The organism is Klebsiella sp. ME-303, assembly GCF_007910085.1.
In the GTDB taxonomy this organism is placed as follows: domain Bacteria; phylum Pseudomonadota; class Gammaproteobacteria; order Enterobacterales; family Enterobacteriaceae; genus Klebsiella; species Klebsiella michiganensis.
Genome location: NZ_VOJB01000062.1, coordinates 125,086 through 141,490, shown reverse-complemented (window position 1 = coordinate 141,490; position 16,405 = coordinate 125,086). Strand labels below are relative to the sequence as shown.

Sequence of the window (16,405 nt, the reverse complement as noted above, 5' to 3'; positions counted from 1 at the left end):
CATGCAGGACGACATTCGCGCCTTTATGCCCTATCCGCCGCATCCGGTGGCGCATGCGCTCAGCGGGCCGCTGAGCGGCTTAACCTTTGCGGTCAAAGATCTGTTCGACGTGGCGGGCTACCCCACCGGCGGGGGCAATCCGCACCTGCTGGCGCTGTCCGGGATTAAAAACCGCACCGCGCCGGTGGTGCAAAAGCTGTTAGATAACGGCGCGCGCTTTATCGGCAAAACCCATACCAGCGAGCTGGCGTATTCGATGAGCGGGCACAACGTGCATTACGGTACCCCGCGCAACGGCGCCGCGCCGAATCATATACCCGGCGGATCGTCGTCCGGCTCGGCGTCGGCGGTATCGAACGCGGCGTGCGACTTTGCCCTCGGCAGCGATACCGGCGGCTCGGTACGCACGCCGGCGAGCTACTGCGGACTGTTTGGCCTGCGTCCAACCCACGGCCGTCTCTCCCTCGACGGCTGCCAGCCGCTGTGCGCCACCATGGACACCTGCGGCTTCTTTGCCCGCTCGCCGGAGGTCTTTTCCGCCGTCGCCGCCTGTCTGTTCGATGCTGAACGCGCGGATTTCAACGGCGTGCGGCTGGCCTGCCACGATGGGCTGTTTTCCCGCCTGCCGCTGCGCAGCCAGCAGGCGCTGCTGCCGGTCCGCCAACGGCTGGCGCGCTTTTTCGGCCCGTTAGCGCCGCTCGACGCGCCGCTGCCCGACGCGGACGATATTTATCTCGCCTTCCGCCAGATTCAGGGCTACGAAGCGTGGCAGGCGCAGGGCGAAACCATTGAGCGCTATGGTCTGCAGCTAGGCCCGGACGTCCGCGAGCGCTTTTTCTGGGGCAAAGCGGTCACCCGCGCGCAGTTTGACGCCGCCTGCCAGCTGCGCGAGCGTTTTACCGCCTGGTGGGATGCGCAGCTGGGCGATGCGGTCCTGGTGATGCCGACCGTTCCCGATGGCGCGCCGCTGCTGACGGCGCAGGCCGAAGAGATAGAAGCGGTCCGGCGCCTGTCTCACGACCTGCTGTTAATTTCCGTGATGACCCAACGTCCGCAGGTGACGCTGCCGGTCGCCCAGACGGGCGGTCTGCCGCTGGGGATGTCATTTTTAGGCCCGCGCGGCAGCGATCGTCTGCTTGTCGAGCTGGCCGCCGCGTTTATGCAAGGAGACCGAAATGAGCAGTGATGTCCTTTTTACCCCGATGACCGAAACCACCGACTGCCGGGTTAACGGCGAGCGTCTGTGGGAGTCGCTGATGGCGCTGGCGGAAATCGGCGCCACGCCGAAGGGCGGCTGCTGTCGTCTGACGCTCACCGATCTCGATCGCCAGGGGCGGGATTTGGTGATTAGCTGGGCGCAGGCGGCGGGGATGCGCGTCACCGTCGATAAAATCGGCAACGTCTTTATGCGCCGGGAAGGGCGTAATCCGGCGCTGCCGCCGATTGTCTCCGGCAGCCATATTGATACCCAGCCCACCGGCGGCAAATTTGATGGCAACTACGGCGTGCTGGCGGCGCTGGAGGTGGTGCGCACCCTGAACGATCGGCATATCGAAACCGAAGCGCCGATTGAAGTGGTGTTCTGGACCAACGAAGAGGGCTCGCGCTTTGTGCCGGTGATGATGGGCTCCGGGGTGTTTGCCGGGGTATTCCCGCTAGAAACAGTCTATGCCGCGCAGGATGCGGACGGTAAAACCGTGGGCGAGGAGCTGGCGCGCATCGGCTATATCGGCAGCCAGACGCCGGGCGATCATCCGATTGGCGCCTACTTTGAAGCGCATATTGAACAGGGGCCGATTCTGGAGGATGAAGCGAAAATTATCGGTATCGTGCAGGGCGTGCTGGGGATCCGCTGGTATGACTGCGTGGTGACCGGCCAGGAGTCCCACGCCGGACCGACGCCGATGCGCCTGCGTCAGGATGCGCTGCAGGCGGCGACCCGCATTATGCAGGAGGTCGTGGCGATCGCCGGGCGCAGCGACGAGGGGCGCGGTACGGTAGGGAGGGTGCAGGTCTATCCGAACAGCCGCAACGTGGTGCCGGGAGAGGTCACTTTTTCGATTGATATGCGTAATCTCAGCGATGCGCTGGTGGATGAGATGGACCGCCAGCTGCGGGCGTTTATCGCCGGGGTTGAGCGGGAGAGCGGCCTGAAGGTGGCGCTGAAAGAGGTGAGCCACTATCCGGCGGCGCCGTTCCACCCGGAGTGCCAGGCGGCAATCGCCGACGCCGCGCAGCGGCTGGGCTATCCGGCGCGGGAGATTGTCTCCGGCGCCGGGCACGACGCGGTGTATATGAGCTATCTGGCGCCGACCGGGATGATTTTTATCCCCTGCAAGGACGGGATCAGCCACAACGAAATTGAGTATGCGTCGCCGGAGCACGTTGAGGCCGGTGCGAACGTGCTGCTGCAGGTGATGCTGCAGTACGCGCGGGTGGTATAAACGGCCGCTCTCCCCGGTCGCGCTGCGCTTACCGGGGCTACGGGTTTCCAGCTGCCTGCGGGGCAGTAGCCCGGGTAAGGCGTTTACGCCGCGACCCGGGATTTCCAGGTCCGGAGCCTGAGGGAGGCTGATTGAGTAGCCCGGACAGGCGCGTCAAGCGCCGCCTCCGGGACGGTGTGGTAGGGGTTCCGTTCACCGCTATTTCGCAGAAAATGTCTCACCGTGGTAGGTGAACGGGTAAAGGGGGAGAAAACCGTCTCCCCCTTTACAATCCCCGCGGTCCCGCAAAGAAATCGGTGCTGCGCACTGCGCTCACCTCCCGGACCTCAGCCTGCGGTCGGCTCAACTCGACATCGCTGTCTCGATTCGCCTCTGTCCGCCATCCCTGGCGGCCAGCCCTTGTCTTCGGCCCTCCGGTTCGCCGATTTCAGCGGGGGCCAGGGCATCGCTGCATCTCACGTTGTTTCAGAGATATCCCCGCTGCTGTATGAAACTCTCCCGGAGGCGGCGCTTGACGCGCCTGTCCGGGCTACAAGAGCTACGGGTTTCCAGTCGTCAGCGGGGAGTAGCCCGGGTAAGGCGTTTACGCCGCGACCCGGGATTTCCGGGCTACAAGGGCAATACAGGCTAGCTGCCAAATTTGCGCGAACCGATAACGCACAGAATCACGCCCAGGGTTACGGTCAGCATCAGGCCGTTCTCCCCGGTCGCGCTGCGCTTACCGGGGCTACGGGTTTCCAGCCGTCTGCGGGGCGGTAGCCCGGGTAAGGCGTTTACGCCGCGACCCGGGATTTCCGGGCTACAAGGGCAATACAGGCTAGCTGCCAAATTTGCGCGAACCGACAACGCACAGAATCACGCCCAGCGTCACGGCCAGCATCAATGGGCTGACGGTTTCGTGCAAAAGCGCCGCCGCCAGGCCAAGCCCGAAGAACGGCTGTAATAGCTGGAGCTGGCCGACGGCGGCGATACCGCCAGCGGCGAGCCCTTTGTACCAGAAAATAAAGCCGATAAGCATGCTAAAGAGCGACACATAGCCGAGCGCGATCCAGGCGGAAGGCGATATAGCGCCCCATGACGCTGGCCGGGTCATCCACGAGGCCACCAGCATAAAAGGCAGCGCCATAATCAGCGCCCAGCTAATCACCTGCCAGCCGCCGAGCTCCCGGGTCAGCTTCGCGCCCTCCGCATAGCCGAGGCCGCAGACGATCACCGCCGCCAGCATCAGCAGATCGCCGCTGAGCGACGCCGCCGCGTTTTGCGTCAGGGCGAATCCCACCACCAGCAGGCTGCCAATAACCGAAAAGATCCAGAAAGCGCGGCGCGGACGTTCTCCGCCGCGCAGTACGCCAAAAATGGCCGTCATCAGCGGCAATAGCCCGATAAAAACGATCGAATGCGCTGACGTGACGTGCCGCAGGGCCAGCGCCGTGAGCAGCGGAAAGCCGATCACCACCCCTGACGAGACGATGGCCAGCGGCACAAGCTGCTACGCGCGCGGCCGTTTCTGGCGAAAGCCTGCCCGTCCCGCTATCGGCCGGAGATTGAGCGCGCTATACGGGCCACCACGTGGAACACCCCTTCGCTGGTGAGTTCGCTGATCTGCACCTGGATTGAAGATGGCACGGTGGCGCGTTTTGAAGCGCAGAAACGCCAGGATGCGCGGCGGCGGCAGGGGGTTGCCCGCGAGGTTCTCGGCGCGCTTCCCTTCGTCAGCCATCCGGGTTCGTATTTTGTCTGGCTGCCTCTGGGCGAGGAGAGTCGGGCCGATCGGCTGGCGAAAACGCTGATGGAGCGCCATATTTCCGTGTCGACCGCCGAGCCTTTTTGCGTTACAGCGAACGTTCCGCAGGCGCTCCGCATCGCCCTCGGCTCCGTTCCCTTCGATAGCCTGCGCGCGGCGCTGAACCAGGTTCGCGAAGCCGTGGAGTATGAGCAATATCGCTAGCGTTTCGGCGGCGAGCGATAGGGTGACTTATTAGTAACGTTTTATGGGGTAGATAGCGGGTTAATAGTCTTAAAATAAATGTTGTTTTTTTATTGTTATGATTTATAGGGTTAATTTTAAATTTAATGACAATATAAAATTGTTACGGTAGTGTACAAAACACATCAAGTACGGTTGTGCTGTTGACGCTGAGCGAGCGCACGTCCTGAAGATACGACGTTGTTAATCATTTCAGGGGCGGAGCCGCGCCCTGTTCTGTACAGGATACTTTTTCAATGCAGCAGCTCTACCTTTATATACTGATTGCCAGCCTGACCATTGCCAGCCCCGGGCCAGGAGTGCTTCTGACGCTGACCAACACCCTGAATTATAATCTGCGTAATGCAATGGCGGGGATTATCGGCGTGGCGGTGGGGATGGGCGTCATATCGATTATTGCTGCCAGCAGCGTTGGCGTGATGATTACCACCTCTCAGCTGACGCTGTTGATAGTCAAGGGGGTTGGGGCGGCCTATCTGATCTATCTGGGCGTAAAGCTCTTTCGCTCGGTGCCCCGCGCGCTGAATCAACCTCTCTCTTCCGCCGATTCAACGATGCCTTCCGCCAGCCAGCGGTTTCGTCAGGGAGTACTGGTGTCGTTGTTTAATCCCAAACCCATTGTGTTTTTTATGGCGCTGTTTCCCCAGTTTATTCATCCGCAGCAGCCCTTTATTCCGCAGTTCAGCGTGCTGTCGATAACCTTCTGTATTCTGGTGGTTGTCATTCATTCACTCTACGGCCTTTTCGCACACAGCGTAAAAACGAAAATGTCGTCCGGGAATGCCTTTGTTAAGCTGAATAAAACCGGTGGCATCGTGTTTGTGTGTTTTGCCGTCGGTCTTATTGTTTCCGCCGTTCATCCTTATTTGTCGTCATGACCGTGAGGGCGCGGGGCCCGGCGTTCAGCCCATCTGCGCCAGCTGGCCGCGCAGTACCTCCACGCCCTGTTCGATGGCGTCAGGGTGAATGGCGTGGAACCCCATCCGGAAGAAATTAGCCGGCGGCGCGTCGCTGAGAAAATGCCGCGCGCCGGGCTCAATCAGTACCCCGGCGTGGGCGGCGCGCCAGGTCAGCTGCTGGGTGTTAATTTGCTCCGGCGTGGCCAGCCAGAACGCGTTGGCGTGTTCGCTGCCGGGGATGATGCGGCACTCCGGCAGATGCTGCTGTAGCGCGTTGTTGAGACGGTCCCAGCGCTGGGCAGAGTCGTAATGGTAGCGCCGCAGGTGGGTTTCATAGTGGCCCTGGGCGAGGAAATGGGCCATCTGATACTGAATATTGGTCGGCGGATGACGATACACCAGCCGCCGCAGCGCCCGGGCTTCGTCAATCAGATCCGGGTCAGCGACCATAAAGCCCAGCCGCAGGCCCGGCGATAGCGCTTTTGACAGGCTGCTCACGTAGATCACTCTTCCGCAGCGATCGCTGGCCTTCAGCGCCGGCAGCGGGTTGAGCATAAAGTTACTTTCAGAGTCGTAATCGTCCTCAATAATCACCGCATCATGGCGAGCGGCATGCTCCAGCAGCTGGTCGCGCCGCGCTTTGCTCATCGCCACCCCGGTTGGCACCTGGTGTCCGGGAGTGACGTAGTAGTAATCGCAGGGGGCGTCGTTGAGGACGATCCCCTGTTCATCCACCGGATGCGGCACGATATCGGTATCGGCAAGCAGAAAGGTGTTAATGGCCTCGCGAAAGCAGGGATTCTCCACGCCAACGCGCGTGCTGGATGACATCAGCAGGCGCGTCAGCAGGTACAGCGCGTTTTGCGAACCGAGGGTAATCAGAATCTCGTCCGGCGAGGCGACAATGCCGCGTTTGGGCAGCACCCGGGTGCGGATCTGCTCAATCAGCATCGGCACGTCGCGATCGATGTGATCCACCACCCACTCCGGGTCGCGAACCCCGCCGTGCAGCCAGTTTGCCGCCGAGCGCCAGGTCGCCAGCGGGAACTGGCGAGTATCCGGCTGGCCGTAGATAAACGGATAGCGGTAGTTCATCCAGCCGGCCGGCTTCAGAATCGACTCCTGCTGGCTGGGGGTGATTTGCAGCCGCGTGCCCCAGCGTGGTGCAGAACCCTCGTCCTGCGGTGCAGCTTCCGGCGCCGAAGAGGGGCTGGCGTGCTGGTAATCCGGATGCAGGTAATAACCGCTGCGCGGGCGGCTCACGAGGTATCCCTCGTTAACCAGACCCTCAAAAACCAGCGCCGTGGTGTTGCGCGAGACCCGCAGCTGGCTGGCCAGCTGGCGGCAGGAGGGGAGCGGCGTGTCGGCGGAAAAAATGCCGCCCAGAATGGCGTTAATCAGCGTCTCGCGCACCTGCTCCTGCAAACCGCGGCGCGGGTCGAAATCAACGTGTAACAGGTGTCGGATCATGCCTGGCTCCTTACTCAAACGCTCAGTACAGACACTGGAGCAAATTCCATACCACCCTGAGAATGACTGACACATCCGCGCGGTGAATCTGGCTCTATCCGGAAATTTAAAACGCTCCCTACAGTAAAAACGTATTCATCAGTCGCGGACCGGAACTTCCGTCGGCACATATTTTGCAAAACCTTTTCATGTTCTGGAGTGAACACGTCTGGCGAATTAATTAGGGGTGAATTAATGAAAAAATCATTAGGTTCAATTTGTCTGGGCGCCATCATGGCGATGGCCTTTTCTTATCACGCAGCCGCCGCGGATCTTCCGGAAATAGAAAAATCCGGCACCCTGAAAGTCGCAACCGAAGATGATTACGCGCCTTTTAACTTTATGAATAACGGCCAGGCGGATGGCTTCAACAAAGATATGCTCGATGAATTACGCAAATACGCGAAATTCAACGTCGACCAGAGCATTTTGCCGTGGACCGGATTACTGGCGGCGGTTTCTACCGGCCAATACGATATGGCCTTAACCGGCGCGGTAATTACCGACGACCGTCTCAAGGTCTTTGATTTCACGCCGCCGTGGGCGTCAGCGCAGCACTATTTTGTCAAACGCGCGGGCGATAATTCATTGAACACCATTGCCGAACTGAGCGGGAAAAAGGTGGGCGTTCAGGCGGGCAGCGCGCTGCTGGCAAGGCTGCCGGAACTGAAAGCGATGCTGGAGAAAACCGGCGGTAAGCTGGGGCCGGTGGTGGAGTATCCCTCCTACCCGGAAGCCTACGCCGATCTCGCCAACAAACGCCTGGACTACGTGATTAACGTGGTTATCTCGGTCAACGACCTGGCGAAGGCCAAGCCGAAGGTGTTCGCCAAAGGTCTGGCGGTATCCGGCCCGGGCTATATGGCCTGGCCGATCCCGAAAAACTCGCCGCAGCTGCTGGCCTATATGACCAAATTTATGAACCACATGAAGGAGACCGGCAAGCTCGCGGAACTCCAGAAAAAGTGGTTTGGCGAAACCTATGACGATCTTCCGAACGTGCCAATCACCAGCCCGGAACAGTTCCATAAATTGGCCGGTCTGTAATGCGTTCTGCGGCGGGTAACCGCCGCCCGTTGAGTGAAGGAGGGCTTCATGGATGCAATTTCCTGGCAGTTACTGATTGAAGGCGCATGGACGACCCTCTGGATTTCGGCCATCGCCATTGCCTTTGGGGTGGTGATTGGCCTGCTGATTGCGCTGGTGCGCATGCTGCGCATTCCGGTTATCGATCAGCTGCTGGTGGTCTATATCAGCCTCGCCCGCGCGACGCCGCTGGTCACGCTGGTGCTGTTCCTGTTTCTTTCTCTGCCGACCGTCGGGATTAACCTCGACAAAAACGTCGCGGCGATTGTGGCGCTGACGCTCAATACCTCGGCCTTTAACGCCGAAATATGGCGCAACGCCTTTCGCACTTTTCCCCGCGAACAGCGGGAAGCGGCGGAGTCGGTCGGGATGCGCCGCTGGGCCTACTTCCGCTACATCATGCTGCCGCAGATGTGGATTGAAAGCCTGCCCGCGCTGGTTAACGAGATGTCGTTCCTGATTAAGGGCAGTCCGGCCATTGCGGTGATTGGCGTGGTGGATTTGACGCGCGTCACCAACCGGATTTCTTCGGTCACCTATGAACCGCTTTCGCCGATTCTGGCGGCGGGTCTGCTGTACGTGGTGATTATTGGCCTGCTGCTGAAACTGCAGGGAATGGCCGAGCGTAAAGCGAAGCGTCTGGCACGATAAATACGGGAGGTGCTATGAATCAGTGGGCCGTTATCTGGTCGGTGCGCGACAGCTTTATTGCCGGTTTACTCGCCACCCTTGAGCTTTTTATTACCGCGGCAATTGCCGGATTAATTATCGGCATTGTCCTGTGCTATTTAACCGAATATCAAAAGAAAACCCTTAACCGGCTTATTATTGCCTTTGTCAGCTTAATGCGGGCGATTCCCTTTTTGATCCTCGCCTATTTGCTCTATTACGGGCTGCCGCAAGTGGGTATTAGTATGGAGCCCTGGACCGCCGGTTTAATTGCCTTAATTATCTACCACGGCGCCTATTTCTTTGAGATTTTGCGCAGCCAGCGGCGGGTATTTTCCGGTGGCTATATCGAGGCGGCGGTCGCGCAGGGGTTTTCGCGCTACAAAATATTCCGCCGCATTATTCTGCCCAATATTCTCTCTTCCGCGCTCCCGCTGATGGGGAACCAGCTGATTATCTGCCTGAAAGATACCGCTTTCCTCAGCATTATCACCGTCCAGGAGATAACCGCCGCGGCTAACAGCGTGCAGGCCACCTATTTTATCCCGTTTAACGCTTTTATCGTCGCGATTGGGCTCTACTGGGCGATCAGCATCCTGCTGGAGCTGCTGATTAAACGCCTGAGCGCCTGGGGAGTCAGAAGAGGAATGAGTCATGTCTGATACTACTGCTGTAAGCGTCAAAAACGTCTCTAAACAGTTTGATAACGTGGAAGTTCTGCGTGATATCAACCTGACGGTAGAAAAGGGGACCGTGGTGAGCATTCTCGGCTCGTCGGGGTCGGGTAAATCGACGCTGCTGCGCTGCATGAACTGGCTGGAACAGCCGGATCGCGGCGAGATCCGCATCAGCGGCCAGCGGCTGGGGATTGATGAGCATAATGGCCGCGCGATGTCCCATCGCCAGCTGTCGAAAATCCGCGAGCGGGTAGGCATGGTGTTTCAGAGCTTTAACCTGTGGCCGCACCTGACGGTGCAGCAGAACGTCAGCGAAGCGCTGCTGCACGTGAAGGGGATGAAGCGTGATGAAGCGAAAGCTATCGCCATGCAGCAGCTGGAGAAAGTGGGGATGGCGCATAAAGCCGACGTTTACCCGATTACGCTCTCCGGCGGACAGAAGCAGCGGGTGGCGATTGCCCGTTCGCTGGCGATGTCGCCGGAGGTGATTCTGTTTGATGAGCCGACGTCGGCGCTGGACCCCGAGCTGGTCAACGAGGTGCTGGGGGTAATGAAGGCGCTGGCCGCCGAGGGCTACACGATGGTGGTGGTGACCCACGAGATGGACTTTGCGCGCCAGGTCTCGGATGAGGTGGTGTTTCTTGAGAAGGGGTTGTTGATTGAGAAAGCGCCGCCGGAGAAGTTTTTCACCAACCCGGATTCCGAGCGCGTCAGGCAGTTTTTGCAGAGCAGCCGGTAAGCATCAGCGGCCGTTCTCCCCGGTCGCGCTGCGCTTACCGGGGCTACGGGGTTCCAGCCGTCAGCGGGGAGTAGCCCGGGTAAGGCGTTTACGCCGCGACCCGGGATTTCCGGGCTCGGCGCCTGAGGGTGGCAGATTGGGTAGCCCGGACAGGCGCGTCAAGCGCCGCCCCCGGGACGGTGTGGTAGGGGTTCCGTTCACCGCTATTTCGCAGAAAATGTCTCACCGTGGTAGGTGAACGGGTAAAGGGGGAGAAAACCGTCTCCCCCTTTACAATCCCCGCGGTCCCGCAAAGAAATCGGTGCTGCGCACTGCGCTCACCTCCCGGACCTCAGCCTGCGGTCGGCTCAACTCGACATCACTGTCTCGATTCGCCTCTGTCCGCCATCCCTGGCGGCCAGCCCTTGTCTTCGGTCCTCCGGTTCGCCGATTTCAGCGGGGGCCAGGGCATCGCTGCATAACACGTTGTTTCAGAGACATATCCGTAGCTGCATGAAACTCTCCCGGAGGCGGCGCTTGACGCGCCTCTCCGCTCTATCAAACCTTAATCCCGATCGATGGCGAACGGCTGCCAGGCCTGACGCACCGGCATCACCTCGACCCGGTTGATATTCATATGGTCCGGCAGCGTGGCGATGTAGAACATCTGTTCGGCAATATCCCGCGCGCTCAGCGGCGTGGTACCGCGATACAGGTTGTCCGACGCCGCCTGGTCGCCTTTGGTGCGCACCAGGGTAAATTCCGTTTCGGCAATACCCGGCGCGAGATCGGTCACGCGCACCCCGGTCCCGAGCAGATCGCAGCGCAGGTTATAGCTGAACTGCTTCACGAAAGCCTTACTGGCGCCGTAGACGTGGCTGCCGGGGTAGGGCCACTGCCCGGCGATAGAGCCGATATTGATGATGCTCGCGCCCGCGCCGTGGTTAATCAGCGTCGGCAGCAGCGCGTGGGTCACGTTGACCAGCCCGGTGACGTTGGTGTCGATCATCGTTTTCCAGTCGTCCAGATCCACTTTCTGCGCGGGCTGCGGCGACAGCGCCAGCCCGGCGTTGTTAATCAGCGTCGTGATATCGGCGAAGCCCGCGGGCAGCGCCGCCACGGCCGCGGCCACCGCATCGCTATCGCGTACGTCGAGTTCGATAATGTGCACCGGCACCTGCGAGGCGAGCTTATCCTGTAGCGTCTTCAGCCGCGCAAAACGGCGTCCGCTCAGCACCAGCGACCAGCCCGCATCGGCGAAGACCTGCGCCGCTGCTTCCCCAAATCCCGAGGTCGCCCCGGTAATAAACACCACTTTGCTCGTTGCCATTTCATTCTCCTGTGCAGGTTGTCGCTCCCACTATAAAAACCGCGCGCGTGCGGGCACAGGGCCAGTCGGCGCGCGGCGATGTGACACGGTGTCACATCATTTTCGCCTGACTGGCTCTATCCGTTTCTCCCCCGCACGGCCAATGATGAGGCCAACAACAACGACATGAGAGAGGGCAGGGTATGAAGCTGGCACTACAGAACGAGGTAGCGATAAGCAATGATGAAGTTCGGCAGCTGGATCGCGCTTATGTGTTTCATTCATGGTCGATGCAGGGCAATTTACATCCGCTGGTGATCGCCGGGGCAAAAGGCTGCGAGCTGTGGGATTACGAAGGCAATACTTACCTGGATTTCAGCAGCCAGCTGGTCAACGTCAACATTGGCTATCAGCATCCTCGCGTGCTGGCGGCGATGAAAGCCCAGCTGGAAGAGCTGGTGACCATCGCGCCCGCCACCGCCAACCTCGCCCGCGGCGAAGCGGCGAAGCGGATTGTCGAGCTGGCGCCGGAAGGCTTTAGCAAAGTGTTCTTCACCAACGCCGGCGCCGATGCCAACGAGAACGCCATCCGTATGGCGCGGCTCTATACCGGGCGCGATAAAGTGCTCTCCGCCTATCGCTCCTATCACGGCAATACCGGCAGCGCGATTGCCGCCACCGGCGACTGGCGCCGCGTGCCGAATGAGTATTCACGCGGTCACGTGCACTTCTTTAACCCCTATCTCTACCGCAGCGAATTTAACGCCGCGACGGAAGAGGAGGAGTGCCAGCGCGCGCTGGCCCATCTGCGGCGGATGATCGAGTGCGAAGGCCCGAACGCGATAGCCGCGATTCTGCTGGAGTCGATTCCGGGCACCGCCGGGATTCTTGTCCCGCCGGAGGGCTATATGCAGGGCGTGCGGGCGCTGGCCGACGAGTTTGGCATTGTGCTGATCCTCGATGAAGTGATGGCCGGTTTTGGTCGTACCGGGAGCTGGTTCGCCTTCGAGCAGGATGGCGTGGTGCCGGATCTGGTGACTTTCGCCAAAGGGGTGAACGCCGGCTATGTCCCGGCCGGCGGCGTGCTGATTAGCGAGCCAATCGCCCGCTACTTTGATGACCATTTCTTTGCCGGGGGGCTGACCTATTCCGGCCATCCGCTGGCGATGGCGGCGATTGTCGCCACCATTGACGCGATGAAGGAAGAGAAGGTGGTGGAGAACGCGGCGACCATCGGCAACGAGGTGCTGCGTCCGGGGCTGGAAGCGCTGGCGGAGAAGCACGCGATTATCGGCAACGTGCGCGGCCGCGGTCTGTTCCAGGCGCTGGAGCTGGTCAGCAGCCGCGAGCGGAAAACTCCGCTGACCGCTGCCGATATGGCGGCCATTAAAGGCGCGTTAACCGAAGCCGGCCTGCTGGCGTTTGTGGTGGAGAACCGCATTCACGTGGTGCCGCCGTGCACCATCAGCGCCGAACAGGTGGCAAAAGGGCTGGCGATTTTTGATGCGGTATTCGCCCGCTTCGCGAGCCTGGCTCAGTAAGGGGATGATTTCCCGGGTCGCGGCGTAAATGCCTTACCCGGGCGACCTTCTCGCAGATGGCGGCGAACCCGTAGCCCCGCTAAGCGTAGCGCGAGCGGGGGCGGGTTTTCAGCCTATCCGATGTTCGCCGTTCACCAGCGCTTCGCGGTTAAAGAAGCGCTGAATCACGCCTTCCGCCATAAACGCCGCCCGGTCCGACATATGGGCAATCACATCGGCATCGTGGCTGACCAGCAGATAGGTCATTCCGTGCTCCTGCTTTAGCCGATTGAGCAGATTCAGTATTTCCGCCTGCACCGACATATCCAGCGCCGACGTTGGCTCATCCAGCAGCAGAATCTTTGGCCGCAGCAGCAGCGCGCGAGCAATCGCCACCCGCTGGCGCTGGCCGCCGGAAAGCTGGTGCGGATAGCGGCGCGCGGCGTCGGCAGGCAGCCCCACCTCTTGCAGGGCGGTGGACACCCGCTGTTCGATCTCGCCGATAGCGTGAATTTTCAGCGGCTCCGCCAGCGTGCGCCATAGCGTATGATTGGGATGCAGCGAGGCGTACGGGTCCTGAAACACCATCTGTACGTTGCGCCGCAGCTCGCCCTGAAAACGCGCGCCCGGCGTAATGGCCTTATCGAACAGTTCAACGCGGCCGCGCCAGTCCCGCTGCAGCCCGGCTAATACCCGCAGAATCGTTGATTTTCCGCAGCCGGATGCGCCGATCAGGCTGAACGTTTCTCCCGCGTCAACGGCAAAGCTGGCGGCGGACACCGCGGTTTTTTCGCCAAAAATAACCTGTAAATCCTTGAGATTAACGACCACCATGCGCCGCCTCCGTCAAGTTCAGGGTTCGGTCGAGGGTCGGCAGCATCTGACCGTAAGTTTGCGCGGCCGGGCGACAGGTCCAGAGCGTACGGGTGTAGGGATGCGTCGCCTTCGGCAGATCTCGCGCCGCCATCTCATCGACCTTTTCCCCTTGATACAGGACCAGCACCCGCTGGCAGTGCTCGGCCACCAGCGGCAGGTCGTGGCTAATCAACAGCATCGCCATCCGCCGCTGTTCGCACTGCTCTACCAGCAGTTCGAGGATCTGATTACGCAGCCGGGCATCGAGGGCTGAAGTGGGCTCATCGGCGATCAGCACCTGCGGATTATTGAGCAGCGCAAGGGCAATCATCACCCGCTGGCCCATCCCGCCGGAGAGTTCGCCTGGATAACGGTTGAGCACCGGTAAATCCAGACCGACGGCGGCAACGGCGGCTTTGACCGCCTCCAGCCGCGCGCGGCGGCTAAGGCGCTGATGCAGAGTTAATGCCTCTTCCAGCTGCGCCTGAATGTTTTTTACCGGATTGAGCGCGTAGCGCGGGTCCTGCAGCACCATCGCTATATCGTTGCCGCGTAGCTCGCGCCAGCCGCGTTCGCGAAGGGTTAATGCGTCGCGCCCCAGCACGTTGAGCGCCTCGGCGCTGACGACGCCGGGCCGGCGTACCAGCCCCATCAGGGCGCGGGCGGTCATGGATTTACCGGAGCCGGATTCGCCGACCAGCGCCAGCCGCTCGTTGCCGAGCGTGAAGCTTAAATGGTCCACCACTCTGGCGGTGGGATAGTCGATGGTCAGTCCCTGAACGATCAGGCGAGGATCAGTCATGTTGCGGCTCCAGAACGTCGCGCAGGCCATCGCCCAGCAGGTTAAACGCCAGGCTGGCGATCAGGATAACGGCGCCAGGGGCGGCGGCGATCCACCACTGGTCGAAAATAACCTGCATGCCGTCGGCGATCATCGCGCCCCATTCCGCCATTGGCGGGCGGGCGCCGAGGCCGAGGAAGCCGAGACCGGCAGCGGCGAGAATAATCCCGGCTAAATCCAGCGCCAGCCGGACGATAGCTGAGGGCAGGCAGAGCGGCAGAATATGACCCATCAGCAGACGCCAGCCGCGAATGCCCATCATCTCCGCCGCCGCCAGATAGTCGCTGTGGCGCAGGCGCTGAATTTCGCTGCGCGCCTGACGGGCGTAAGCGGGCCAGGTCGTTAGCGCCAGCGCCAGGGCGCCGTTCACCAGGCCCGGGCCGAGCATCGCGACAAACGCGAAGGCCAGAATCAGCCGCGGCATCGACATTACCACGTCGGTAAAACGCATCAGCACGCGCTCCAGCCAGCCGCCGTAATAGCCGGACAGGATCCCCACCAGCAGACCGGCGGGGAGCGTAATCGCCGTCACCAGCGCGACCAGCCCCAGCGCCGGACGGGCGCCGAAAATCAGCCTTGAGAGAAGATCGCGGCCGTAGCTGTCGGTGCCGAGCCAGTGCCGCGGGCCCGGACCCTGCAGCCGCGCGGCGGCGTCCTGCCAGTTCGGGTCGAGAGGAGCCAGCCAGGGTGCAAAGAGCGCAATCAGCAGGAGTACCGTAATGATGATCAGGCCGCAAAAGGCGGCGGGAGAACGGCGCAGGCGGCGTAAAAAAAGGTAGCCAGGCATCAGCGTATCCTCGGATCGGTCAGCCGCACCAGCAGGTCGGTGAGGTTATTAATCAGCACAAAGCTCGCGCCGATCAGCAGCGTACCGCCCATAATCGCCGTGGTATCGCCGGCAAAGAGCGCGGTGGTCAGATAGCGGCCAATTCCCGGCCAGGAGAAGACGGTTTCGGTCAACACCGCGCCTTCCAGCATGGAGGTCCAGGCGAGGGCGGTCACCGTCAGCAGGGTGCCGCGGATATTGGGCAGGACGTGACGCAGCAGAATCGTCATCTCACCGGCCCCTTTGGCGCGCGCCAGCAGGATGTACTCTTTGTTCATTTCGCTCAGGCAGGCGGAACGGGTCAGGCGGGTGATGCTCGCCAGAGAATAATAGGCCAGCAGCAGCACCGGCAGCAGCAGGTGCCCGGCGGCGTTTTTAACCGCCTCTTTATCACCCGAGAGCCAGGTATCAATGAGCGCAAAGCCGGTGCGCGGTTCGACGGTGTACTGATAAATATCGTCCAGCCGCCCCGGCCCCGGCGTCCACTGCAGTTTGGCGTAAAACAGCGCCAGCATCAGCAGACCGAGCCAGAAAATCGGCACCGAGTTGCCGAGCAGCGTAAAGGTGCGCATCGCCAGATCCCACGGCGAGCCGACGTAGCGGGCGCAGAGAACGCCTGCGATAACGCCCGACAGCGCGCCGATAATCAGCGCCAGCGTAGCCAGTTCGAGGGTGGCCGGGAAAGCGGCAAGCAGGTCGTGCAGCACCGGCTGGCCGGTTGAGCTGGCGATACCGAGATCGCCGTGGGCGAGATTCACCAGATAGTGCCAGAACTGCAGCGGCAACGGCTGGTCAAGGCCGAGCTGGTGGCGTACCTGATCATAGGTGGACTGACTGGCGTGGTCGCCGACGATTTGCAGCACCCGATCAACCGGCGACAGCGCCGAGAGCGCAAAGGTCACCAGCAGCAGGCCGAGCAGCGTCAGGGCCAGCGTCAGCAGTCCCTGAAACAGCGCGAGCAGGGGGCGTTTTGCGCGCCGCTCTGCTCGGGGGGGTAACACAGCAGACATGGTTATTCCGTTGGTAAAAAGTACAGTGTTATCAGCTGGCGCGATCTGTTGTTGT

14 protein-coding genes and 2 pseudogenes are annotated in these 16,405 nt (G+C 61.0%); 9 read left to right on the top strand and 7 right to left on the bottom strand.

Annotation, left to right across the window (positions count from 1 at the left end; genetic code table 11):
* The first annotated feature begins 1 nt into the window (after position 1).
* Positions 2 to 1,186 (top strand): amidase, encoded by a 1,185-nt coding sequence (locus FQK12_RS08020; RefSeq protein ID WP_014228321.1) that lies wholly within the window; start codon positions 2 to 4, stop codon positions 1,184 to 1,186.
* Positions 1,176 to 2,444 (top strand): Zn-dependent hydrolase, encoded by a 1,269-nt coding sequence (locus FQK12_RS08015; RefSeq protein ID WP_014228322.1) that lies wholly within the window; start codon positions 1,176 to 1,178, stop codon positions 2,442 to 2,444. Before FQK12_RS08020 ends, FQK12_RS08015 begins: the two co-directional genes overlap by 11 nt.
* Before the next feature lie 817 nt (positions 2,445 to 3,261).
* On the opposite strand, the pseudogene FQK12_RS08010 reads toward FQK12_RS08015, so the two are convergent.
* Positions 3,262 to 3,978, bottom strand: a pseudogene (locus tag FQK12_RS08010) (DMT family transporter); the annotation flags it as partial.
* Here FQK12_RS08010 and FQK12_RS08005 point away from each other — a divergent pair.
* Both FQK12_RS08005 and FQK12_RS08000 read left to right on the top strand, forming a co-directional pair.
* A pseudogene (locus tag FQK12_RS08005) lies at positions 3,967 to 4,392 on the top strand (PLP-dependent aminotransferase family protein); the annotation flags it as partial. The pseudogenes FQK12_RS08010 and FQK12_RS08005 sit on opposite strands and share 12 nt — an antisense overlap.
* Before the next feature lie 275 nt (positions 4,393 to 4,667).
* Positions 4,668 to 5,309: a LysE family translocator gene (locus tag FQK12_RS08000; RefSeq protein WP_014228325.1), complete on the top strand. Its 642-nt coding sequence runs from the start codon at positions 4,668 to 4,670 to the stop codon at positions 5,307 to 5,309.
* 24 nt (positions 5,310 to 5,333) lie between these two features.
* Here the strand turns inward: FQK12_RS08000 and FQK12_RS07995 are convergent, their stop codons facing one another.
* Positions 5,334 to 6,800 (bottom strand): PLP-dependent aminotransferase family protein, encoded by a 1,467-nt coding sequence (locus FQK12_RS07995; RefSeq protein ID WP_014228326.1) that lies wholly within the window; start codon positions 6,798 to 6,800, stop codon positions 5,334 to 5,336.
* Positions 6,801 to 7,034: 234 nt separating this feature from the next.
* Here FQK12_RS07995 and FQK12_RS07990 point away from each other — a divergent pair, with 234 nt between their 5' ends.
* Genes FQK12_RS07990 through FQK12_RS07975 form a run of 4 tightly spaced genes read left to right on the top strand, consistent with a single transcriptional unit; the run spans position 7,035 to position 10,010 of the window.
* The gene (locus FQK12_RS07990; protein ID WP_004848610.1) at positions 7,035 to 7,886 is read left to right on the top strand and encodes a transporter substrate-binding domain-containing protein; all 852 of its coding nucleotides are present in this window, start codon (positions 7,035 to 7,037) and stop codon (positions 7,884 to 7,886) included.
* 48 nt (positions 7,887 to 7,934) lie between these two features.
* The gene (locus tag FQK12_RS07985) at positions 7,935 to 8,576 is read left to right on the top strand and encodes an amino acid ABC transporter permease (protein WP_004100025.1); all 642 of its coding nucleotides are present in this window, start codon (positions 7,935 to 7,937) and stop codon (positions 8,574 to 8,576) included.
* Between the two features lie 14 nt (positions 8,577 to 8,590).
* A complete protein-coding gene (locus tag FQK12_RS07980) occupies positions 8,591 to 9,256 on the top strand; it encodes an amino acid ABC transporter permease (RefSeq protein ID WP_014228327.1) in 666 nt (221 codons plus the stop codon).
* The gene (locus FQK12_RS07975) at positions 9,249 to 10,010 is read left to right on the top strand and encodes an amino acid ABC transporter ATP-binding protein (RefSeq protein ID WP_014228328.1); all 762 of its coding nucleotides are present in this window, start codon (positions 9,249 to 9,251) and stop codon (positions 10,008 to 10,010) included. Before FQK12_RS07980 ends, FQK12_RS07975 begins: the two co-directional genes overlap by 8 nt.
* A 544-nt stretch (positions 10,011 to 10,554) precedes the next feature.
* Here FQK12_RS07975 and FQK12_RS07970 read toward each other — a convergent pair.
* Positions 10,555 to 11,319 carry an SDR family NAD(P)-dependent oxidoreductase gene (locus FQK12_RS07970; RefSeq protein WP_014228329.1) on the bottom strand — a complete coding sequence of 255 codons (765 nt, stop codon included), beginning with the start codon at positions 11,317 to 11,319 and terminating at the stop codon, positions 10,555 to 10,557.
* A 182-nt stretch (positions 11,320 to 11,501) separates the two neighbouring features.
* Here FQK12_RS07970 and FQK12_RS07965 point away from each other — a divergent pair, with 182 nt between their 5' ends.
* Positions 11,502 to 12,839 carry an aspartate aminotransferase family protein gene (locus tag FQK12_RS07965; protein ID WP_014228330.1) on the top strand — a complete coding sequence of 446 codons (1,338 nt, stop codon included), beginning with the start codon at positions 11,502 to 11,504 and terminating at the stop codon, positions 12,837 to 12,839.
* Between the two features lie 108 nt (positions 12,840 to 12,947).
* Here the strand turns inward: FQK12_RS07965 and FQK12_RS07960 are convergent, their stop codons facing one another.
* Genes FQK12_RS07960 through FQK12_RS07945 form a run of 4 tightly spaced genes read right to left on the bottom strand, consistent with a single transcriptional unit; the run spans position 12,948 to position 16,350 of the window.
* Entirely contained in the window at positions 12,948 to 13,652 is a 705-nt protein-coding gene (locus tag FQK12_RS07960; protein ID WP_014228331.1) for an ABC transporter ATP-binding protein, read from the bottom strand.
* The gene (locus FQK12_RS07955; protein WP_014228332.1) at positions 13,639 to 14,475 is read right to left on the bottom strand and encodes an ABC transporter ATP-binding protein; all 837 of its coding nucleotides are present in this window, start codon (positions 14,473 to 14,475) and stop codon (positions 13,639 to 13,641) included. Before FQK12_RS07955 ends, FQK12_RS07960 begins: the two co-directional genes overlap by 14 nt.
* Positions 14,468 to 15,301 (bottom strand): ABC transporter permease, encoded by an 834-nt coding sequence (locus FQK12_RS07950; RefSeq protein ID WP_014228333.1) that lies wholly within the window; start codon positions 15,299 to 15,301, stop codon positions 14,468 to 14,470. Before FQK12_RS07950 ends, FQK12_RS07955 begins: the two co-directional genes overlap by 8 nt.
* Complete coding sequence (locus FQK12_RS07945; protein ID WP_014228334.1) at positions 15,301 to 16,350, bottom strand: ABC transporter permease; 1,050 nt, start codon at positions 16,348 to 16,350, stop codon at positions 15,301 to 15,303. The genes FQK12_RS07950 and FQK12_RS07945 overlap by 1 nt, the downstream gene beginning before the upstream one ends.
* Positions 16,351 to 16,405 lie beyond the last annotated feature (55 nt).